The organism is Cupriavidus sp. SZY C1, from assembly GCF_032190535.1.
GTDB classification, from domain to species: Bacteria; Pseudomonadota; Gammaproteobacteria; order Burkholderiales; family Burkholderiaceae; genus Cupriavidus; species Cupriavidus pauculus_C.
This window is the reverse complement of record NZ_JAUANU010000006.1, coordinates 1-16,231: the sequence shown is the minus strand read 5'-3', so window position 1 is coordinate 16,231 and position 16,231 is coordinate 1. Positions and strand designations below refer to the sequence as shown.

Genomic DNA, 16,231 nt, shown 5'->3' with positions numbered 1-16,231 from the left:
CGGCCTCCGGGCCGCGTTTTTTCGTTAGCTGGCACCATCCTTGCCTCCCTGCACGTGATGCATGCGCCCGCCGCATATGCCCACCGTACTTGTCCTTACATGAAATAAATTGCGGACTTGTGCACGACTTGCTAAATTTGCGCAAAAAAATTGCCGACAAACATATTGCGGAGCAACAAAACGTGAGCAAGGTGGAGCTGGACAAAATCGACCGGAAAATACTGGAGGTCCTGCAGACCAATGGGAGGCTGACGAATCTGGAAGTGGCCGAGCGCGTGAACCTGTCGCCCAGCCCCTGCCTGCGCCGTATCCGCCGGCTGGAGGAAATCGGCGTGATTCGCCAATACGCCGCGCTGCTGGAGCCGAACAAGATCGGCCTCGGGCTGCTCGCCTATATCAACGTCCGGCTGGAAAAGCAGGGCGGCACGCCCAAGGGCAAGGCGCCGCTGGACCTGTTCCGCGCCGCGATCCAGAACTGGCCCGAAGTGGCCGCATGCCACGCCATGACCGGCGAGATGGACCTGCTGCTGAAGGTCTATGTGGAAGACATGGAGCACTTTGCTCGCTTCATGCAGGAGCAGTTACTGGCGCATCCGTCGGTGATCGACGTGCGGTCGAGCTTCGCGCTGGAGTCGATCAAGGACACCACGGCCCTGCCGGTGGCCGGCGCCGCCTGACGTCCCGCGCACCAAACGAAAAACGGCGCACCGTGATGGTGCGCCGTTTTGCATGGGGCGGCTGGCCGGCGGGCGGTCAGGCGGTGCCCTTCTGCGGCACCAGCGAACGCCAGAAGCGCAGGCCGAAGCGGCGGGCATCGCGCAGGTTGCGGCGGACCAGGTAGTCCAGGTCGGCCACTTGCTCGTCAATGGCTTCGGTCAGGCGGCTCACCGTGTCGGCGGGCGGCAGTTCCAGGTAGGCATCGGCCTCGCCGTAGGCGTACTGGACCTTCATGCCGGCCTTCTTGGCGATGTGCATCATCGCCGCGTTGCGCGACAGGCAGTGCATATAGAGCGTGCGGACATGGGTGTTGCGGCCGTGCATGGCGGCGCGCTGGAACAGGGCGCTGCCGATGCCGCGCCCGCGGGCGCTCTTCGAGACCGACACGCCAAACTCCGCCACGCGGCCCTGCGCGTTGTCGCGCAGGTTGGCAAAGTGGCCCACGCCCACCAGTTCCAGGTGTTCGTCATAGACGCCGAACACTGAGTCATGGTCGAAGTCGATGCTCTCGACGTAGGCTTCGATCACGTGGTTGCCAACGGACTGGCCAAAACGGAGCAGGCGATCTTCCTCGCCCAGGGCGAGAAAATGCTTCTGCAGGCGCGAGCGATGATGGGCCGCGAGCTCCCGCACCAGGGTGGTGGGGCGCTGGCTGGCTTGGCTCGCCTCGGCTGCGCGGCGAAGATCTTCGTCGGTGACAGCGCCGACGGCCTTGCTCAGTTCGAGCGGGTTCACTTTGGTTTCCTTCTTCCGGGATCGGTATAAAAATAGCACCGGCGCGGTGTCTGCCTGCTCGTTTTCGGACGATGCGGCATTTGTGATGCAAAATGCCGGATTCGGGCAAACACTAGGTTGCTGCGATGCGAAAAGTATTGTAGTGGAATTGTCAGCCTGGCGTAAGCTTCAGAACCGTCCGTCTGCGGCCAGAAAGTGCCGCATATCAAAAAGAACCGAATAATCATGGACTTGCCGGTGCGACCGGGCCGCTATTGGGGCGGGTGTTGTGGATATGCTGCAACGCCGCACCGGCCCGGCCCGCCGCCGGCATCGGTCCGACCGGCCAGGAATCCCCGCCCTCGATGAACGAGCCACCCATTGTTGTGATCTATGCGCATCCCGCGCCCCGCCGCTCCCGCGTCAACCACCCGCTGGCCGAGGCGCTGGCGGAACTCCCCCATGTCGAGGTGCGCGAGCTGTACCGGCGCTATGTCGACTACGACATCGACGTAGTGGCCGAGCAGCGCCTGCTGTCGACGGCCGAAACGGTCGTGCTGCTGTTTCCGGTGCGCTGGTACAGCGTGCCCGCGCTGCTGAAGCTCTGGCTCGACGACGTGCTGGAGATGGGCTGGGCCTACGGCCCCGGTGGCACTGCGCTGCGTGGCAAGTCGATGCTGGCCGTGGTCAGCACGGGCGGCCATGCCGATGCCTACGGCCCGGACGGCACCCACGGCCATCCGATCGGCGATTTCCTGCTGCCGCTGGAACAGACCGCGCTGCTGTGCGGCATGACGTGGATGCCGCCCATCGTGCTGCATGACGCCGACCGTGCCGATACCGACGCCGTCGCGCTCCATATCGAACACGTCGCGCGCCATCTGGCCGCGCCGCCGCTGCCGCCCGGCGTGCAGGACTTTCCGGAAACGGAAGTCACCGGGGAGGGCGCCTGATGAACCAGCATGACTTTCTGATCGCGCTGCTGGTGTTCCTTGTGGCCGCCGTGGTGGCCGTGCCGGTGGCGCGCCGCTTCCAGCTTGGGGCCGTGCTGGGCTACCTGATTGCCGGCGCGGCCATCGGGCCGTTCGCGCTGCGGCTGGTGACCAATGTCGAGTCGATCCTCCATTTCTCGGAGTTCGGCGTCGTGCTGATGATGTTCGTGATCGGCCTGGAACTGGAGCCGCGCAAGCTCAAGGCGCTCAAGCGCAGCATCTTCGGGTATGGGTCGGTGCAGATGGCCGCCTGCGCGCTGGCCATCGGGGCGGTGGCGGCGGCCTTCGGCGCGCCGTGGCAGGTGGCGATCGTGGCGGGCCTGGGCCTGGCGCTGTCGTCCACGGCCATCGCGTTCGCCACGCTGGCCGAACGCAACCTGATGAACACCGGCGCCGGGGCGGCCAGCTTCGGCATCCTGCTGTTCCAGGACATTGCCGCCATTCCGATGATCGCGCTGCTGCCGCTGCTGGCGGCCGACGCGGGCGGGGCGGCCACCGCGCACGGCCCGGAGAACTGGCAGACGGCCGCCAAGGCCGTGGCCGTGATCGGCGCCGTGGTGGTGGGCGGGCGCTACCTGGTGCGGCCGGCGCTGCGGATCATCGCGCGGACCGGCATGCGCGAGATGTTCACCGCGTTCGCGCTGCTGCTGGTGGTGGGCATCGCGCTGATGATGGACGCGGTGGGGCTGTCGATGGCGCTCGGCACGTTCGTGGCCGGCGTGCTGCTGGCCGATTCGGAATACCGCCACGCGCTGGAGGCCGACATCGAGCCGTTCAAGGGGCTGCTGCTCGGGCTGTTCTTCATGGCCGTGGGCATGTCGATCGACTTCGCCATCCTGGCGCAGTCGCCGGGCAAGGTGGTGGGCTTCGTGGTGGCGTTCGTGCTGGTCAAGACGGCGGTGCTGACGATGCTGGCGCGGCGCTTTGGCGTGTCGCGCGGGCAGTGGCTGCTGTTTGGGCTGCTGATCTCGCAGGGCGGCGAGTTTGCGTTCGTGGTGTTTGCCGAGGCCCGCACGGTCGGCCTGTTGCCCAAGGACACCGAGGCGCTGCTGGTGCTGATCGTGGCGCTGTCGATGGTGGCCACGCCGCTGCTGCTGCTGATGTTCGACAAGCTGCTGGCGCCGCGCCTGAACGCGATGTCGCAGCGGCCCGACGACGAGATCACCAATCATCACAACCCGGTGATCATCGCCGGCTTCGGCCGCTTCGGCCAGATCATCGGCCGGCTGCTGTACGCGCAGGGCGTGGGCGTGACGGTGCTGGACCACGATCCGGACCAGATCGAGTTCCTGCGCCAGTACGGCTTCAAGATCTTCTATGGCGATGCCACGCGGATGGACCTGCTGGAGGCCGCCGGCGCCGGCGAGGCGCGCATCCTGATCGTCGCGATCGAGGACCTGGACGACAACCTGGCCCTGATCGACAAGGTGCGCCACCGCTGGCCGGAACTGCGGATCTACACGCGGGCGCGGCACGTCTCGCACGTCTACCAGCTCATGGACCGCGGCATCGACGCCAGCAGCTACGAGCGCGAGATGTTCGAGGGTTCGCTGGCGCTGGGCCGCAAGGTGCTGGAAGGGCTGGGTTTCGACCCCGTGGAGGCGCGCGGCGTGGCGCTGCGCTTCCGGCGCCACAACATCCAGGCCATCGAGCGCTTCTACCCGTACTACAAGGACCAGAAGAAGCTGGTGTCGATGGCCAAGCAGGCACGCGACGAGCTGGAGGAAATGTTCCGCCAGGACCGCGAGCAGCGCCGCAAGCAGGAAGAGGCCGAGTGGTCCTAGCGGGCCGGGCGGCCGGCCGCGGCCAGCGGGGCCGCGCCGGGTGCCAGGCCGTTTTCGAGCAGGCCGACCACCATCTCGGCAAAGCCTGCGTAGGATAGCCGGCCGCCGGGCTTGAGCCACGTGAAGGTCCAGTTGATCATGCCGAAGACGGTCATGGTCAGGGCGGTCTGGTTGTCGGCGGTCACCCGCTCGGGGTAGGCCCGCTGCAGCAGCCGCGCAAAGGCGGCGACGACGTCGCGCTCGCGCTGCAGGATCTGGTTGCGCTGGGCTTCGGCCAGGAACTTCACGTCGTTGATCAGCGCGATATGGCGGGTTTGCGACGTCTCGTACTCGGCCAGGAAGGCCCGCAGCAGTTCGGCAAAGGTCTCGCGGTGGCTGCGGCCGTGGCGCACGCCGTCGCGCTCCACATCCGTGACGATCTGCATCAGTTGGCCCGTGTAGCGGTCCAGCAGGTCGAACAGGATTGCTTCCTTGCTCTCGTAGTAGTGGTAGAGCCGCGCCTTCGAGGTGCCGCAGGCGGCGGCCAGGTCGGCCATCGACGTGCTCGGATAGCTCGTGGCCGCGAAGGCTGTCGCCGCCAGGTCCAGGATCTGCTCGCGTTGCGCCTCGAAATCGGGCGCCTTGGTTCTTGCCATAGGGGTCGGATCGATCCGCCTGTTGTGCTGTTATCGGTACGGCGTCAATCGGCGCTGCTGGCGGCGTGGTGGCGGCGGAGTTCGCAGGAATCCAGGCTTTCGGGGTTGCCGCGCAACTGCAGCTGGCCGGTGCTGACCAGTTCGCGGCAGCGCCAGAACACGAACCAGTCGCTGGCCAGCAGGCCCTCGATGGCGCCCATGACGCTGCCGACGACCTGCGCGGCGGGCGTCCAATCGGCCGGGGCGCGGTCCTGGATCACGTCGTCGACGTTGTGATAGGCGGCCGGCACCAGCGTATTGCCCTTCCAGAGCCGCACGTCGGCGTTTTCCTTGACGTTCTGCTGCCACTCGTAGCCCAGCCGGCCCAGGCGCAGCACCGATACCGGCGCGATGGTCGAGAACCGCCGCGCCAGGCGGGCCGCCGGGTACATGCCGATGGCCGTCAGGCTGCCGTGGGCCGGGGTTTCCAGCTCGCGCAGGTCCATGGCCACCTCGTTGATGCGTTGCGGCGCCTGGTAGAGGTGGAAGACCACCCGGCGCAACATCAACTGGTCGGACGCGCTCTGGCCGTGCCAGATCGCCACTTCCATGTTGTCGCGCCGAAGCTGCTGGAGCTGGTCCAGCGCCTGGCGCATCTCGGCGGCGAAGTCGATGTCGGTGTGCGGGGCCACCCGCTGCCAGAAGCCGGAGCGGATCAGGCCGGTACTGTCGACGTCGGCGATCGGGCCCACGGCCAGGTCGTCGCGCAGGACGACCACCGGGTCGGGGCGGGCGGCCTGGGCCAGTGCCTGGCGCAGCGTATTGCCCGCGACATCGCCGTTGACGACATGAATGTATTGCATGACCGTGATTGTATAGGGTGCGACGGGCTCCGGGCCTCCGGCCGCGCCCGCCGGACCGGCCGGCGAACGGCGCCACGTCGGGCGATGCGACGCATGAAGCGTGTTCCGCCATTGTAATCACGGCCCGCGGTGCGCCGGACATCGGCGGCCGTCTGACATGTGGGATTCCCGCCATAGCCCGGGCCCCCCTTGACACCGGCCGGGCGTCACCGTGTCACCGTTCGTCGTAGCTGACCACCACGCGCGGGGTCAGCGCGCGGGCCTGGCAGGTCAGCACGAAGCCCTTTTCCATCTCCCACGGCTCAAGCGTGTAGTTTTTCTCCATCTCGACCTGGCCCTCCAGCACCTTGGCCCGGCAGGTACAGCAGACGCCGCCCTTGCACGCATAGGGGAGGTCCAGCCCGGCGGCCAGCGCGGTGTCCAGCACATTGGCGTCTTCCAGCGGCAGGCGCATGCTGTGCTGCTTGCCGTCGAGCACGACCACCAGTTCGGCCGTGCCGGCGTGGCTGGCATGGGCGGCCGATGCGGCCGGGGCAGGGCGCCGGGGCGCCAGCGGCACGCCAAAGCGCTCGGCGTGGATCTTGTGCGGGTCCAGCCCGGCGGCCTTGAGCGCCGCCTCCACCTCGTCGATCATCGACGCGGGGCCGCAGACGAACGCGGCGTCGATGTCATCGACGGGCAGCAGCGTTTCCAGGAAGGCGGTCACGCGCGGGCCGTCCAGCCGGCCGTGCAGCAGGTCTACCTCCTGCGGCTGGCGCGACAGCACGTGGTACAGCGTGAAGCGCGACAGGTACTGGTTCTTCAGGTCCTCCAGCGCTTCGGAGAAGATGATCGTGTCGACGCTGCGGTTGCCGTAGATCAAGGTGAAACGGCTCTCGGGCTCCACGGCCAGCGTGGTGCGGATTAGCGACAGCACCGGCGTGATGCCGCTGCCCGCCGCGAAGGCCACGTAGTGGCGCGCCGCCGCGGCATCGAGCGGCACGTGGAAGCGGCCGTCCGGCGTCATCACGTCGAGGGTCTGGCCCGGCGCCACGGTGTCGTGCAGCCACGTGGAGAAGACGCCGTCGTCCACCAGCTTGACGGCCACGCGCAGCTCGCCGCGCTCGTCGTAGTCCTGCACGCCGCAGCAGATCGAATAGGAGCGCCGCACGTCCGTGCCGTCGACCGGCGCCCGGAGCGTCAGGAACTGGCCCTGGGTGAAGCGGTAGGCGTCGCGCAGGTCGGGCGGCACGTCGAAGGCGATCGAAACCGTGTCCGACGTCTCCGGGCGGACCTGCGCCACGCGCAGCGGATGGAACTGGGGAGTCATGGCCGGCGGTGCTCAGTAGGGTTTGAAGTAGTCGAACGGCTCGCGGCAGTCCAGGCAGCGGTACAGCGCCTTGCAGGCCGTGGACGCGAAGCGGGACACTTCCTGCGTGTGCCGGCTGCCGCAGTGCGGGCAGGCGATGGCCACCGGCTGCGCGGCGCGCGGGACGAAGCGCAGTGGCTGCGCGGCCCCCGGCCGCGACGGGCCCGGCGCGCACTGCCCGGGCGGCGCGATGCCGTAGGCACGCAGGCTGGCGCGGCCGGCTTCGGTGATCCAGTCGGTGGTCCAGGCCGGGGCCAGCACGGTGCGCACGCGCCACGGCCCCAGGCCGGCGGCTTGCAGCGCGCGGCCGACGTCTTCCTCGATCTGGGACATCGCCGGGCAGCCCGAATAGGTGGGAGTGATCACGGCCTCGATGGTCGTGCCGTCGTCGGCCAGCGCCACGTCGCGCAGGATGCCGAGGTCGCGGATCGACACCACGGGGATTTCCGGGTCCGGCACGGCCTCCAGCGCCGCCCAGGCCCGCGCCAGACGGTCGTCGGCCGTACCTGGCGCTGCGCTGGCCGGGGCGGCATCGAACACCGGCGCGAACGGCGAGGCGGCGGGCGGCGTCATCGGCAAGGCTGGCGGCAAGGCAGGGCGGTGCATGGCGGGCTCCCGCTTACCACTGCGCGCCCGGATGGGCCCGCGCCAGCCCCTGCAGTTCGGCCAGCAGGTAGCTCATGTGTTCGGAATGCACGCCGTGCTTGCCGGTGGAAACGAAGCCCGACGCGGCCGGGCGGCGCAGCGTGGCGTCGTCGAGCACGGCGGTCACCGTGGCGTCCCACGCCCCGCGCAGGTCGGCCGTCAGCACGCCCACGCCCTGCGCGGCGGCTTCCTGCTCCACGGCATCGACGGCGAAGCACTCGTTCATGTACGGCAGCAGGTGGTCCAGCGCACGCTGCATGCGGTCGTGCGAAGCCGCCGTGCCATCGCCCAGCCGCACCATCCAGTCGGCCGCATGGTGCAGGTGGTAGCGCACCTCCTTGGCCGACTTGGCCGCGATGGCCGCCAGGTCGGCGTCGCGGCTGGCTTCCAGCGCCGGCCAGAGCTCGGCCATCAGCGCGCTGTAAAGGAAGTTGCGCGTGATGGTGACCGCGTAGTCGCGGTCGGCGCGCGCGGTGCCGGCCAGCGGGCCATGGTGCGGCAGTTCCTGCAGCGTCCAGTTGCGGAAGTCGGACTCGCGGCGCCAGTAGGCGTAGTCGTCCTCGTGGCGCGCGCGGCCGGTCAGGCGGCCTTCCAGCACGCCGGCGTGGCTGTAGAGCAGGCGGGCCTGCCCGATCAGGTCCAGGCTGATGTTGGCCAGCGCGATGTCTTCTTCCAGCACCGGGCCGTGGCCGCACCATTCGGCGTTGCGCTGGCCCAGGACCAGCGCGTTGTCGGCCAGGCGCAGCACGTATTGCAGCGGCGCGGTCTGCGCCAGGGGCAGGCGCGCCAGGGCGGCGGCGCCGTCGTTGACCAGGGTTTGCGTCATGGGGCCGGCCTTACATGTGGTTCACTTCGTCGGGCAACTGGTAGAACGTGGGGTGGCGGTAGATCTTGTCGGCGGCCGGGTCGAACAGCTCGGCTTTCTCGGCCGGCGCGCTGGCCGTGATGGCCGACGACGGCACCACCCAGATCGACACGCCTTCCTGCCGCCGCGTGTAGACGTCGCGCGCCATGTGCAGCGCCTGCTGCGCGTCGGCGGCGTGCAGGCTGCCGCAATGCTTGTGTTCCAGGCCCTGCTTGCTGCGGACAAAGACTTCCCACAGCGGCCATTCCTTCTGTTGTGTCATGGTGGTCTCCTTGGCCGGCGCGTCAGGCGGCCTGGGCGGTCTGGCCGGCGATGGCGCGCCGGGCGCGCTTTTCGGCATGGGCCAGCGCGGCTTCGCGCACCCACGCGCCGTCCTGGTGCGCCTTGACGCGCGTGGCCAGCCGCTCGCGGTTGCACGGGCCGTCGCCGTTGATCACGCGCCAGAATTCGTCCCAGTCGAGCGGGCTGTAGTCGTAGTGGCCGCGGTCGGCATTCCAGACCAGGCCGGGGTCGGGCAGCGTCACGCCGAGCACCTTGGCCTGCTCCACCGTGGCGTCGACAAACTTCTGCCGCAGGTCGTCGTTCGAGATCCGCTTGATGCCCCAGGCCATCGTCTGGGCGCTGTTGGTGGAGGCGGCGTCGGGCGGGCCGAACATCATCAGCACCGGAAACCACCAGCGGTCCACGGCGTCCTGCACCATGGCGCGCTGGGCCTCGGTGCCGCGCATCATCGCCAGCAGCGCGTCAAAGCCCTGGCGCTGGTGGAACGATTCCTCCTTGCAGATGCGGATCATCGCCCGTGCGTACGGCCCGTACGAGCAGCGGCACAGCGGAATCTGGTTCATGATCGCCGCGCCATCCACCAGCCAGCCGATCACGCCGACATCGGCCCAGGTGAGCGTGGGGTAGTTGAAGATCGACGAATACTTGGCGCGGCCGGTGTGCAGCGCATCGACCAGGTCGTCGCGCGAGGCGTTCAGCGTCTCGGCCGCGCTATATAGATAGAGGCCGTGGCCGGCTTCGTCCTGCACCTTGGCCAGCAGGATGGCCTTGCGCTTGAGCGACGGCGCGCGGCTGATCCAGTTGCCTTCCGGCTGCATGCCGATGATCTCGGAATGCGCGTGCTGCGAGATCTGGCGCACCAGCGTTTTCCGATACGCGTCGGGCATCCAGTCCATCGGCTCGATCTTGCCGTCCTCGGCCATGCGGGCGTCGAAGGCGGCCTGTCTGGCGCCAGCGTCGGCATGCGGCGCGTCGGGCGCCGGCTGGGGCTGGCCGGGGAGGTCGAGGCTCTGTGTGTACATCGCGTCTCCTTGACTCGTCTTTGGCGGGGCCGATCGCTGGATTGGTATGGGTAGTGGGATCGGGCAGTCTGGCTACTATATAGATAAACCGACCGGTCGGTCAATTTAAGGTTTGTACGATGGACAGGCGCGACAAAACCCGATCAACACGTGAGGCCGGCGCCACGTGTAGTATCGAACTTCATCTTCTTCACGGAGGGCATGACGATGTCTGGCAAGGCTTACAGCAAGATCGCGGTGGCAGTGGACGGCAGCAGCACGTCCGACCTGGCGCTGCAAGAGGCGATTCGCGTGGCCAGCGGGGGCGGCGGTACGATCCTGGCGCTCTACGTGGTCGACAACGGCGTCATGCTGTTCGATGCCGGTTTCTACGATCCGACGCAGATCGAACGGGCCTACGTGGACAGCGGCAAGAAGGCGCTGGAATCGGCCGGGCAACTGCTGGGCAACGCGGGCGTGGCATTCGAGACGCGGCTGGTGACGGAGCCGGCCGTCATTGGCGATATCGCCGGGTCGATCAACGCGGCCGCCAGCGAATGGGGCGCCGACCTGCTGGTAATCGGCACCCATGGCCGACGCGGCGTGCGGCGGCTGGTGCTGGGCAGCGTGGCCGAGGCCGTGATTCGGCAATCGACCATGCCGGTGCTGCTGGTACGCGGCGAGGCAGCGGCCGACTGACGGCGTCGCGCCACCGCGCGGCGGGCGGCCGGGGGGCAGGCTGCCATTAGCCAGCCATCATCCGGCAAAGCGGAAATGTCCGCCGCGCAGCACGATCTCGCGTGCCTCGGTCAGCTCGAATAGCGTTTCGGCCAGTTGCTCGATCCGCTTGCGGTTGGTCGTGAACGCCCGCACCAGATCCTCCTCGCGTGGCGATTGCGCCCCGCAATAGGCTTCCAGCGCCTCCGCCGTGACCGAATATTGCGACCAGTTGCCGTTGACCGTGGCGGGACAGGACAGCGTCAGGCTGGCCCCGCAGTAGGTGGGAACGCTGGTGGGAAAGGTGATATCGGCCATGGCATACCTCGTCTTGCCGGGAACGGGGAAACCGCGAATATCCTTTCAATATAGGCAATTACCGATGCCTGGCAAGCCGCGCACCGGGTGCTGGATCAACCCGGAGCGGCGCCGGGCAGGCGCAGGCGCCGCGCCATGGCCTGCTCGGCCGCCAGCCGCCGCAGGCGGGCAACGGTGTCGTGGGCGGCGTCGATATGGCCGTCCGCATAGGTGCACTGCTCGGCCAGGAACTGTTCGAACAACGGGTCGGACGGCGTCAGCGGCACCCGGCGCGCCGGCGCCACGGCAGCGCTGACGCCGGTGCGGCCCGGCCGCACGGCCACTTCGGCCAGCCGGGTTTCCAGATCGGACAGCAGGGTCTGGATGGCCGGCCCCGGTAGCGCGTGGGGCTCGCCCGATTCGGCGCCCGCCCGGACCAGCCCGGCCAGCGACGCCATGCGCCGGGCCGTGGCATGCAGCGCCACGTGGGCGGCGCCCAGTTGCGCGTCGAGATCGCCGGCGCACTGTGCCAGCGTCTCCTCGGCCCGCGTCGACGCCCGGCCGGCCGCCACGCGCAGCGCCTCCAGCCGCATCCGGGCCGGCGTGACGGTCCGCGCGCTGCTGATGGCGGCGCGCAGATAGACCGCGTTGACCGACAGCGCATCGAGCGTGTGCCGATAGGCGCGCGACAGTTCCGCGCGCGGCGCCAGCACGTAATAGCTCGCCAGCGCGATCAGGCAGCCAATGGCCGTATCCACGCCGCGCAGCGCCGCCACATGGCTGCTGCTGGACGCCGGCTCGCCGAGCCACGAAAACAGGATGACCGCCGGCGTCAGGCAGAACGCAAAGCCGCCCGCGCTGCCGGCCAGCCGCAGCGCGTAGGCGGCGGCCAGCCCCAACGCGCTGAGTCCCAGGGCCAGCACCGGGCTGGGATGGGCCAGCCCCACCGCGCACGCCAGCAGCGCGCCGGCCAGCGACCCGGCAAAGCGCTGGAACGAGATCTGGCGCGTGGTCTGCAGGCGCGGACTCAACACCATGATCACGGTGACGGCGACCCAGTAGCCATGGTCGACCTGCAGCAGTTGCGACGGCAGCAGGCTCAAGGCCCCGGCGAATGCCATGCGCAGCGCGTGCCGCGTGACCCGCGCATCGCCGGCGGCAATGTCGGCCAGCGCCTGTCCGATCCGGTCGATGACGGTGGCCAGGCCGGCCTTCGGCCATGCGAAGGTGTCGCGCCAGCGATCGAACGGCGGATGCTGGGCCAGCGCGGCCAGCGCCGACTGGTACGCCGGCGGGGCGCCGGCATTGGCACGCTGGCCGATCAGGCGGCGCACGTCGCGGTCGAGCATGGCGCTCAGCGCGGGCAGGTCCGGGGCATGGCGGGCCAGCGCCTGCCGTACCTGCTCCTGCGTATCGGCCAGGCAGCGCGCGGCGTAGGCCAGCGGCAGCGCGTGGTTATCTCCGGCCCGCTCGCGCAGCTCGCCGGCGACGATCAGCAGCGCGAACATCGCGTCGGCCACGGCCAGCGTGTAGGCGTAGTGGAGCATGCCGACCGGATCGACAAGGCCACGCCGCGCGGCCACTGCGGCGCGCCCGGCTTCAATTCGCTCGCGGATTTCCTTCTTGTGCGGGGCAGTGTCGCCGGGCGTGGGCGCCGCCAGGCAATCGGCAAAGCGCTGCAGGGCGTCGTAGACCGCGATGATTTCGGGGCGCGGGCGCGCATCGCGCTGCGACGGCACCAGCACCAGGCACATCAGGCAGGCAAAGACGCCGCCGCGCAGGTAATCGACGGCAGCCGCGCCGGCATGGGCCAGCACGGCGGCATCGCCCACCGGCTGCAGGCAGGCGGCGATCAGCACCACATAGAGCAGCTTGAACCATAGCGCGGCGGCCGGGCCGCGCAATTCGGCCAGCCCGGCGATGACGCCCGCGGCGATTACCACGGCGAGGGCCGCAAGCGGCGAATGCGCCAGGCTGGCACCAGTCAGGCTGGCCGCCGCGCCGCCGATGCCGACCGCGCCGAGGCCACGGATGCGGGAAGCCGCGGTGCCCTGGCGGTCGGCCAGGCACGTCCAGATCGATGCGGTGGCCGACCACAGGTAACCCTGGTCGCCCGTGAGCCACCCGATGCCGGCCAGGGCGAAGAACGACAGCGCATAGACGACGCCGCGCTGGACAAACGCGGCGTCAAGCCAGAACGAGGGAAGGCGCAGGGGGCGGCGCATGGGCGGAAAGAAGCGGGATGTCTCAGGGTGAGTACCGATCCCACTCTACGGGCACTATTGCTGCGTCGCAACATTTCCATGGAATCACGGCGTTTTGCGCGTCGCTTGTGCTCGGTTGCACCAGTTTGGGGAAATGTGATCCACCCGGGTGCCGGAAGGCCATTCCGGCAGCTTTGCGACGGAAAGATGGCGGGCAGCCAAGGGATTGCCCAAATTTTGGGTAAAAAAAACCCGCGCAGGTTGTGCGCGGGTTGGAATCCACCGAGGTGGTGGAGGAGACAGACTTCACTATACACGACTTGTTGCGACGCACCAAGCTTCGGCCGTGAAAATGCCTGCAAGACCGCACAATCAGCGTTGTTGTCGTACAACAGGCGGGGGATGGTTCAGCGGAAGAGGTAGGCGATCCACACGGCCGCGGCCAGCCCGACCCCATCGGCGAACAGGGCACAGCCCAGGGCGTGGCGGGTATTGCGCACGTTCACGCTGCCGAAATAGACGGCCAGCACATAGAAGGTGGTCTCGGTGGACCCCTGGATGATCGCGGCGAGCCGGCCCTGGAAGGAATCGACGCCGTAGGTGGTCATGACGTCGACCATCAGGCCCCGGGCGCCGGCGCCGGACAGGATCTTCATCAGCCCGACCGGCAGGGCCGGGACGAAATCGGTATTGACGCCCAGCCACTGGAATCCGGCCGTCAGGGCCCGCATCGCCACGTCCATGCAGCCGCTGGCTCGGAATAATCCGATCGCTACCAGGATGGCGACCAGATAGGGAATGATCTGCACCGCGACGCCGAAGCCTTCCTTGGCGCCATCGATAAAGGCGTCATAGACATTGACGCGCCGCAGGGCGCCGCAGACCAGGAACAACATGATCAGCGACAGGATGAAGCCGCTGCCGGCCAGCGCCGCCATCTGGCTGACCTGGTCGGGCGGGGCATGGCGCAGCCAGACGAACAGCCCGGCGACGGCCGCGCCGGCCAGGGCGAAGGCGATCAGCACGGCAGGCTTGAACAGGTTCAGCCGCTGTACCCACGCGACGGCGAGCAGCCCGGCCAGGCAGGACGCGCCGGTGGCCAGCAGTGTCGGCAGGAAGATATCGGCCGCGTTGAATCCGACCAGCCCCTGCTTGACGGCCAGCGCCTGGCGGATGGCGATCACCGAGGTCGGAATCAGCGTCAGCCCGGCCGTGTTGAGCACGATGAACATGATCTGCGCGTTCGTCGCGGCGTCGGGCCGGCGGTTGAGGGTTTGCAGCTCGCGCATCGCGGTCAGGCCGAGCGGCGTGGCGGCGTTGTCCAGGCCAAGCATGTTGGCGGACACGTTCATCATCATCGCGCCCTGGGCCGGGTGGCCCTGGGGGACGCCCGGAAAGAAATGCCGCAGCAGCGGGTTCATCAACCGGGCAAAGAGGTCGATCACGCCGGCCCGTTCGCCGATCCGCATGATGCCGATCCACAGGCTCATGACGCCGGCCAGGCCCAGCGAAATCTCGAACGCGGTGCGCGCGCTGTCGAACAGGCTGGCGAGCAGGGCAGGGAAGACCGTGGTATCGCCGGCCACGAGCCGGACGCAGGCGGCCAGGAAAGACAATAGGAAGAATCCGAGCCAGACGAGGTTCAGTGCCATCGACGTATATGAGGCCAGTGGAAGGCTTCGCCCCGCGCGGCGCGGCGAAGCCTCGCATCATAGCCTGCCCGTCCTAGGCGATGTCGGCGCCGCGTTCGGCCAGCAACGCGCGCAGGATCGAGCGATGGCAGTGGGATTCGTCCTCGCAATAGCAACCGAGCGAAAAATTGGTCTGGCGGGAGAAGGCGGCGAGCAGGTCCAGCGTGCGGCTGGCGTCGGGCTGCGCCATCTCGGCACGAAACTGCCTCTCGAACGCCCGCCACGCCTTGGGATCCTTCGCCGCCTGCGCCTGGGCCACGAGGTCGGCGGATGGCGACAGCACCGGGTACCAGACGTCATAGAAATCGCGGCTGGCGAACTCGGCCTTGGGCACGCCGCGCGGTGGCCGTCGCACGGTACCCATGCGCAGCCCTTCATCCGCGGCACGCGCTTCGCCCAGCCTGACGATGCGGATGGCCATCGGTCTGCTCCTTATTGATTCAGTGTCGGAAAGCTTATGCCAGATGGCCCGGCAGGGGTCGTCTTCCCTTTTTTCAGAAAGCCCTTGCGCACCGCGTGGAACCCGTCTAATATTCGCCCCCTCGCAACACGAACCGCGCTGCAAACGCAGCAGCGACAAGGGTTGCGGGGTTGATGGGGGTTGGAGTTGGCGGGGTTTGCCAGCGCCGGCCGGCAGAAAAAAGTTCTGCGAAACCTGTTGACGAAACGTTGAATGCTCTGCATAATCTCGTTTCTCCGCTGCGACGAAATACGCAGCGACAGCGAACGGCGAAGCCGGCTCGCTGGTGTTCTTTAACAACCAAACAACCGATAAGTGTGGGCGCTTGATGGCGAACGCCGCCGGGGACTTCGGGTTCCTGGTGTTGCTTCAACAGTATCAAGTGCTCGCACAGTAAAACATGTTGGTTTGGCTCTTCGGAGCTGAGCCAGTCAGTTTTCTGAGAGTGAGCGACCGCTCGAAAGAGCGAGCCCTTCGGGGCACACAGAGATTGAACTGAAGAGTTTGATCCTGGCTCAGATTGAACGCTGGCGGCATGCCTTACACATGCAAGTCGAACGGCAGCGCGGACTTCGGTCTGGCGGCGAGTGGCGAACGGGTGAGTAATACATCGGAACGTACCCTGTTGTGGGGGATAACTAGTCGAAAGATTAGCTAATACCGCATACGACCTGAGGGTGAAAGCGGGGGACCGTAAGGCCTCGCGCAGCAGGAGCGGCCGATGTCTGATTAGCTAGTTGGTGGGGTAAAGGCTCACCAAGGCGACGATCAGTAGCTGGTCTGAGAGGACGATCAGCCACACTGGGACTGAGACACGGCCCAGACTCCTACGGGAGGCAGCAGTGGGGAATTTTGGACAATGGGGGCAACCCTGATCCAGCAATGCCGCGTGTGTGAAGAAGGCCTTCGGGTTGTAAAGCACTTTTGTCCGGAAAGAAAACGTTCTGGTTAATACCTGGGGCGGATGACGGTACCGGAAGAATAAGCACCGGCTAACTACGTGCCAGCAGCCGCGGTAATACGTAGGGTGCGAGCGT

Annotated in this window: 16 protein-coding genes and 1 rRNA gene; 5 read left to right on the top strand and 12 right to left on the bottom strand. The window is 67.7% G+C overall.

Going from position 1 to position 16,231, the window contains the following annotated elements; all coding sequences use genetic code 11:
* The first annotated feature begins 182 nt into the window (after nucleotides 1–182).
* Nucleotides 183–677 (top strand): Lrp/AsnC family transcriptional regulator, encoded by a 495-nt coding sequence (locus QTN24_RS11315; protein ID WP_124682997.1) that lies wholly within the window; start codon nucleotides 183–185, stop codon nucleotides 675–677.
* Between the two features lie 76 nt (nucleotides 678–753).
* Here QTN24_RS11315 and QTN24_RS11310 read toward each other — a convergent pair whose 3' ends face one another.
* Entirely contained in the window at nucleotides 754–1,452 is a 699-nt protein-coding gene (locus QTN24_RS11310; protein ID WP_124682998.1) for a GNAT family N-acetyltransferase, read from the bottom strand.
* A 344-nt stretch (nucleotides 1,453–1,796) separates the two neighbouring features.
* On the opposite strand from QTN24_RS11310, the gene QTN24_RS11305 reads away from it, so the two are divergent.
* Complete coding sequence (locus QTN24_RS11305; protein ID WP_313837116.1) at nucleotides 1,797–2,384, top strand: NAD(P)H-dependent oxidoreductase; 588 nt, start codon at nucleotides 1,797–1,799, stop codon at nucleotides 2,382–2,384.
* Nucleotides 2,384–4,207: a glutathione-regulated potassium-efflux system protein KefC gene (gene kefC / locus QTN24_RS11300; RefSeq protein WP_313837114.1), complete on the top strand. Its 1,824-nt coding sequence runs from the start codon at nucleotides 2,384–2,386 to the stop codon at nucleotides 4,205–4,207. The genes QTN24_RS11305 and kefC overlap by 1 nt, the downstream gene beginning before the upstream one ends.
* On the opposite strand, the gene QTN24_RS11295 is transcribed toward kefC, so the two are convergent.
* The 7 genes from QTN24_RS11295 to paaA form a co-directional block, all read right to left on the bottom strand.
* Nucleotides 4,204–4,842: a TetR/AcrR family transcriptional regulator gene (locus QTN24_RS11295; RefSeq protein ID WP_313837112.1), complete on the bottom strand. Its 639-nt coding sequence runs from the start codon at nucleotides 4,840–4,842 to the stop codon at nucleotides 4,204–4,206. The genes kefC and QTN24_RS11295 overlap by 4 nt on opposite strands.
* 44 nt (nucleotides 4,843–4,886) lie before the next feature.
* Nucleotides 4,887–5,684, bottom strand: a complete 798-nt coding sequence (locus tag QTN24_RS11290) for a DUF1835 domain-containing protein (RefSeq protein WP_313837110.1) — start codon at nucleotides 5,682–5,684, stop codon at nucleotides 4,887–4,889.
* A 214-nt stretch (nucleotides 5,685–5,898) separates the two neighbouring features.
* A complete protein-coding gene (paaE, locus tag QTN24_RS11285) occupies nucleotides 5,899–6,993 on the bottom strand; it encodes a 1,2-phenylacetyl-CoA epoxidase subunit PaaE (protein ID WP_313837108.1) in 1,095 nt (364 codons plus the stop codon).
* Nucleotides 6,994–7,005: 12 nt separating this feature from the next.
* Nucleotides 7,006–7,638 (bottom strand): 1,2-phenylacetyl-CoA epoxidase subunit PaaD, encoded by a 633-nt coding sequence (gene paaD / locus QTN24_RS11280; protein WP_409559009.1) that lies wholly within the window; start codon nucleotides 7,636–7,638, stop codon nucleotides 7,006–7,008.
* 13 nt (nucleotides 7,639–7,651) lie between these two features.
* Nucleotides 7,652–8,503, bottom strand: a complete 852-nt coding sequence (paaC, locus tag QTN24_RS11275) for a 1,2-phenylacetyl-CoA epoxidase subunit PaaC (RefSeq protein WP_313837106.1) — start codon at nucleotides 8,501–8,503, stop codon at nucleotides 7,652–7,654.
* Nucleotides 8,504–8,513: 10 nt separating this feature from the next.
* A complete protein-coding gene (gene paaB, locus QTN24_RS11270; RefSeq protein ID WP_124683005.1) occupies nucleotides 8,514–8,804 on the bottom strand; it encodes a 1,2-phenylacetyl-CoA epoxidase subunit PaaB in 291 nt (96 codons plus the stop codon).
* Nucleotides 8,805–8,826: 22 nt separating this feature from the next.
* Nucleotides 8,827–9,846, bottom strand: a complete 1,020-nt coding sequence (paaA, locus tag QTN24_RS11265) for a 1,2-phenylacetyl-CoA epoxidase subunit PaaA (protein ID WP_313837103.1) — start codon at nucleotides 9,844–9,846, stop codon at nucleotides 8,827–8,829.
* A gap of 207 nt (nucleotides 9,847–10,053) precedes the next feature.
* Between paaA and QTN24_RS11260 the strand changes: the two genes are divergently transcribed.
* Nucleotides 10,054–10,524 carry a universal stress protein gene (locus tag QTN24_RS11260; protein ID WP_124683007.1) on the top strand — a complete coding sequence of 157 codons (471 nt, stop codon included), beginning with the start codon at nucleotides 10,054–10,056 and terminating at the stop codon, nucleotides 10,522–10,524.
* A 57-nt stretch (nucleotides 10,525–10,581) separates the two neighbouring features.
* Here QTN24_RS11260 and QTN24_RS11255 read toward each other — a convergent pair whose 3' ends face one another.
* The 4 genes from QTN24_RS11255 to QTN24_RS11240 form a co-directional block, all read right to left on the bottom strand.
* Nucleotides 10,582–10,860, bottom strand: coding sequence for a DUF1488 domain-containing protein (locus tag QTN24_RS11255; protein WP_124683008.1), 279 nt, complete (start codon nucleotides 10,858–10,860; stop codon nucleotides 10,582–10,584).
* 95 nt (nucleotides 10,861–10,955) lie between these two features.
* Nucleotides 10,956–13,064, bottom strand: a complete 2,109-nt coding sequence (locus tag QTN24_RS11250) for an FUSC family protein (RefSeq protein ID WP_313837099.1) — start codon at nucleotides 13,062–13,064, stop codon at nucleotides 10,956–10,958.
* A 386-nt stretch (nucleotides 13,065–13,450) separates the two neighbouring features.
* On the bottom strand, nucleotides 13,451–14,695 hold the full coding sequence (locus QTN24_RS11245) for a nucleoside recognition domain-containing protein (protein ID WP_313837097.1): 1,245 nt from the start codon (nucleotides 14,693–14,695) through the stop codon (nucleotides 13,451–13,453).
* A 73-nt stretch (nucleotides 14,696–14,768) separates the two neighbouring features.
* Nucleotides 14,769–15,155, bottom strand: a complete 387-nt coding sequence (locus QTN24_RS11240; protein ID WP_313837095.1) for a DUF488 domain-containing protein — start codon at nucleotides 15,153–15,155, stop codon at nucleotides 14,769–14,771.
* A gap of 531 nt (nucleotides 15,156–15,686) precedes the next feature.
* Here QTN24_RS11240 and QTN24_RS11235 point away from each other — a divergent pair.
* Nucleotides 15,687–16,231: ribosomal RNA gene (locus QTN24_RS11235) — 16S ribosomal RNA — on the top strand; the annotation flags it as partial.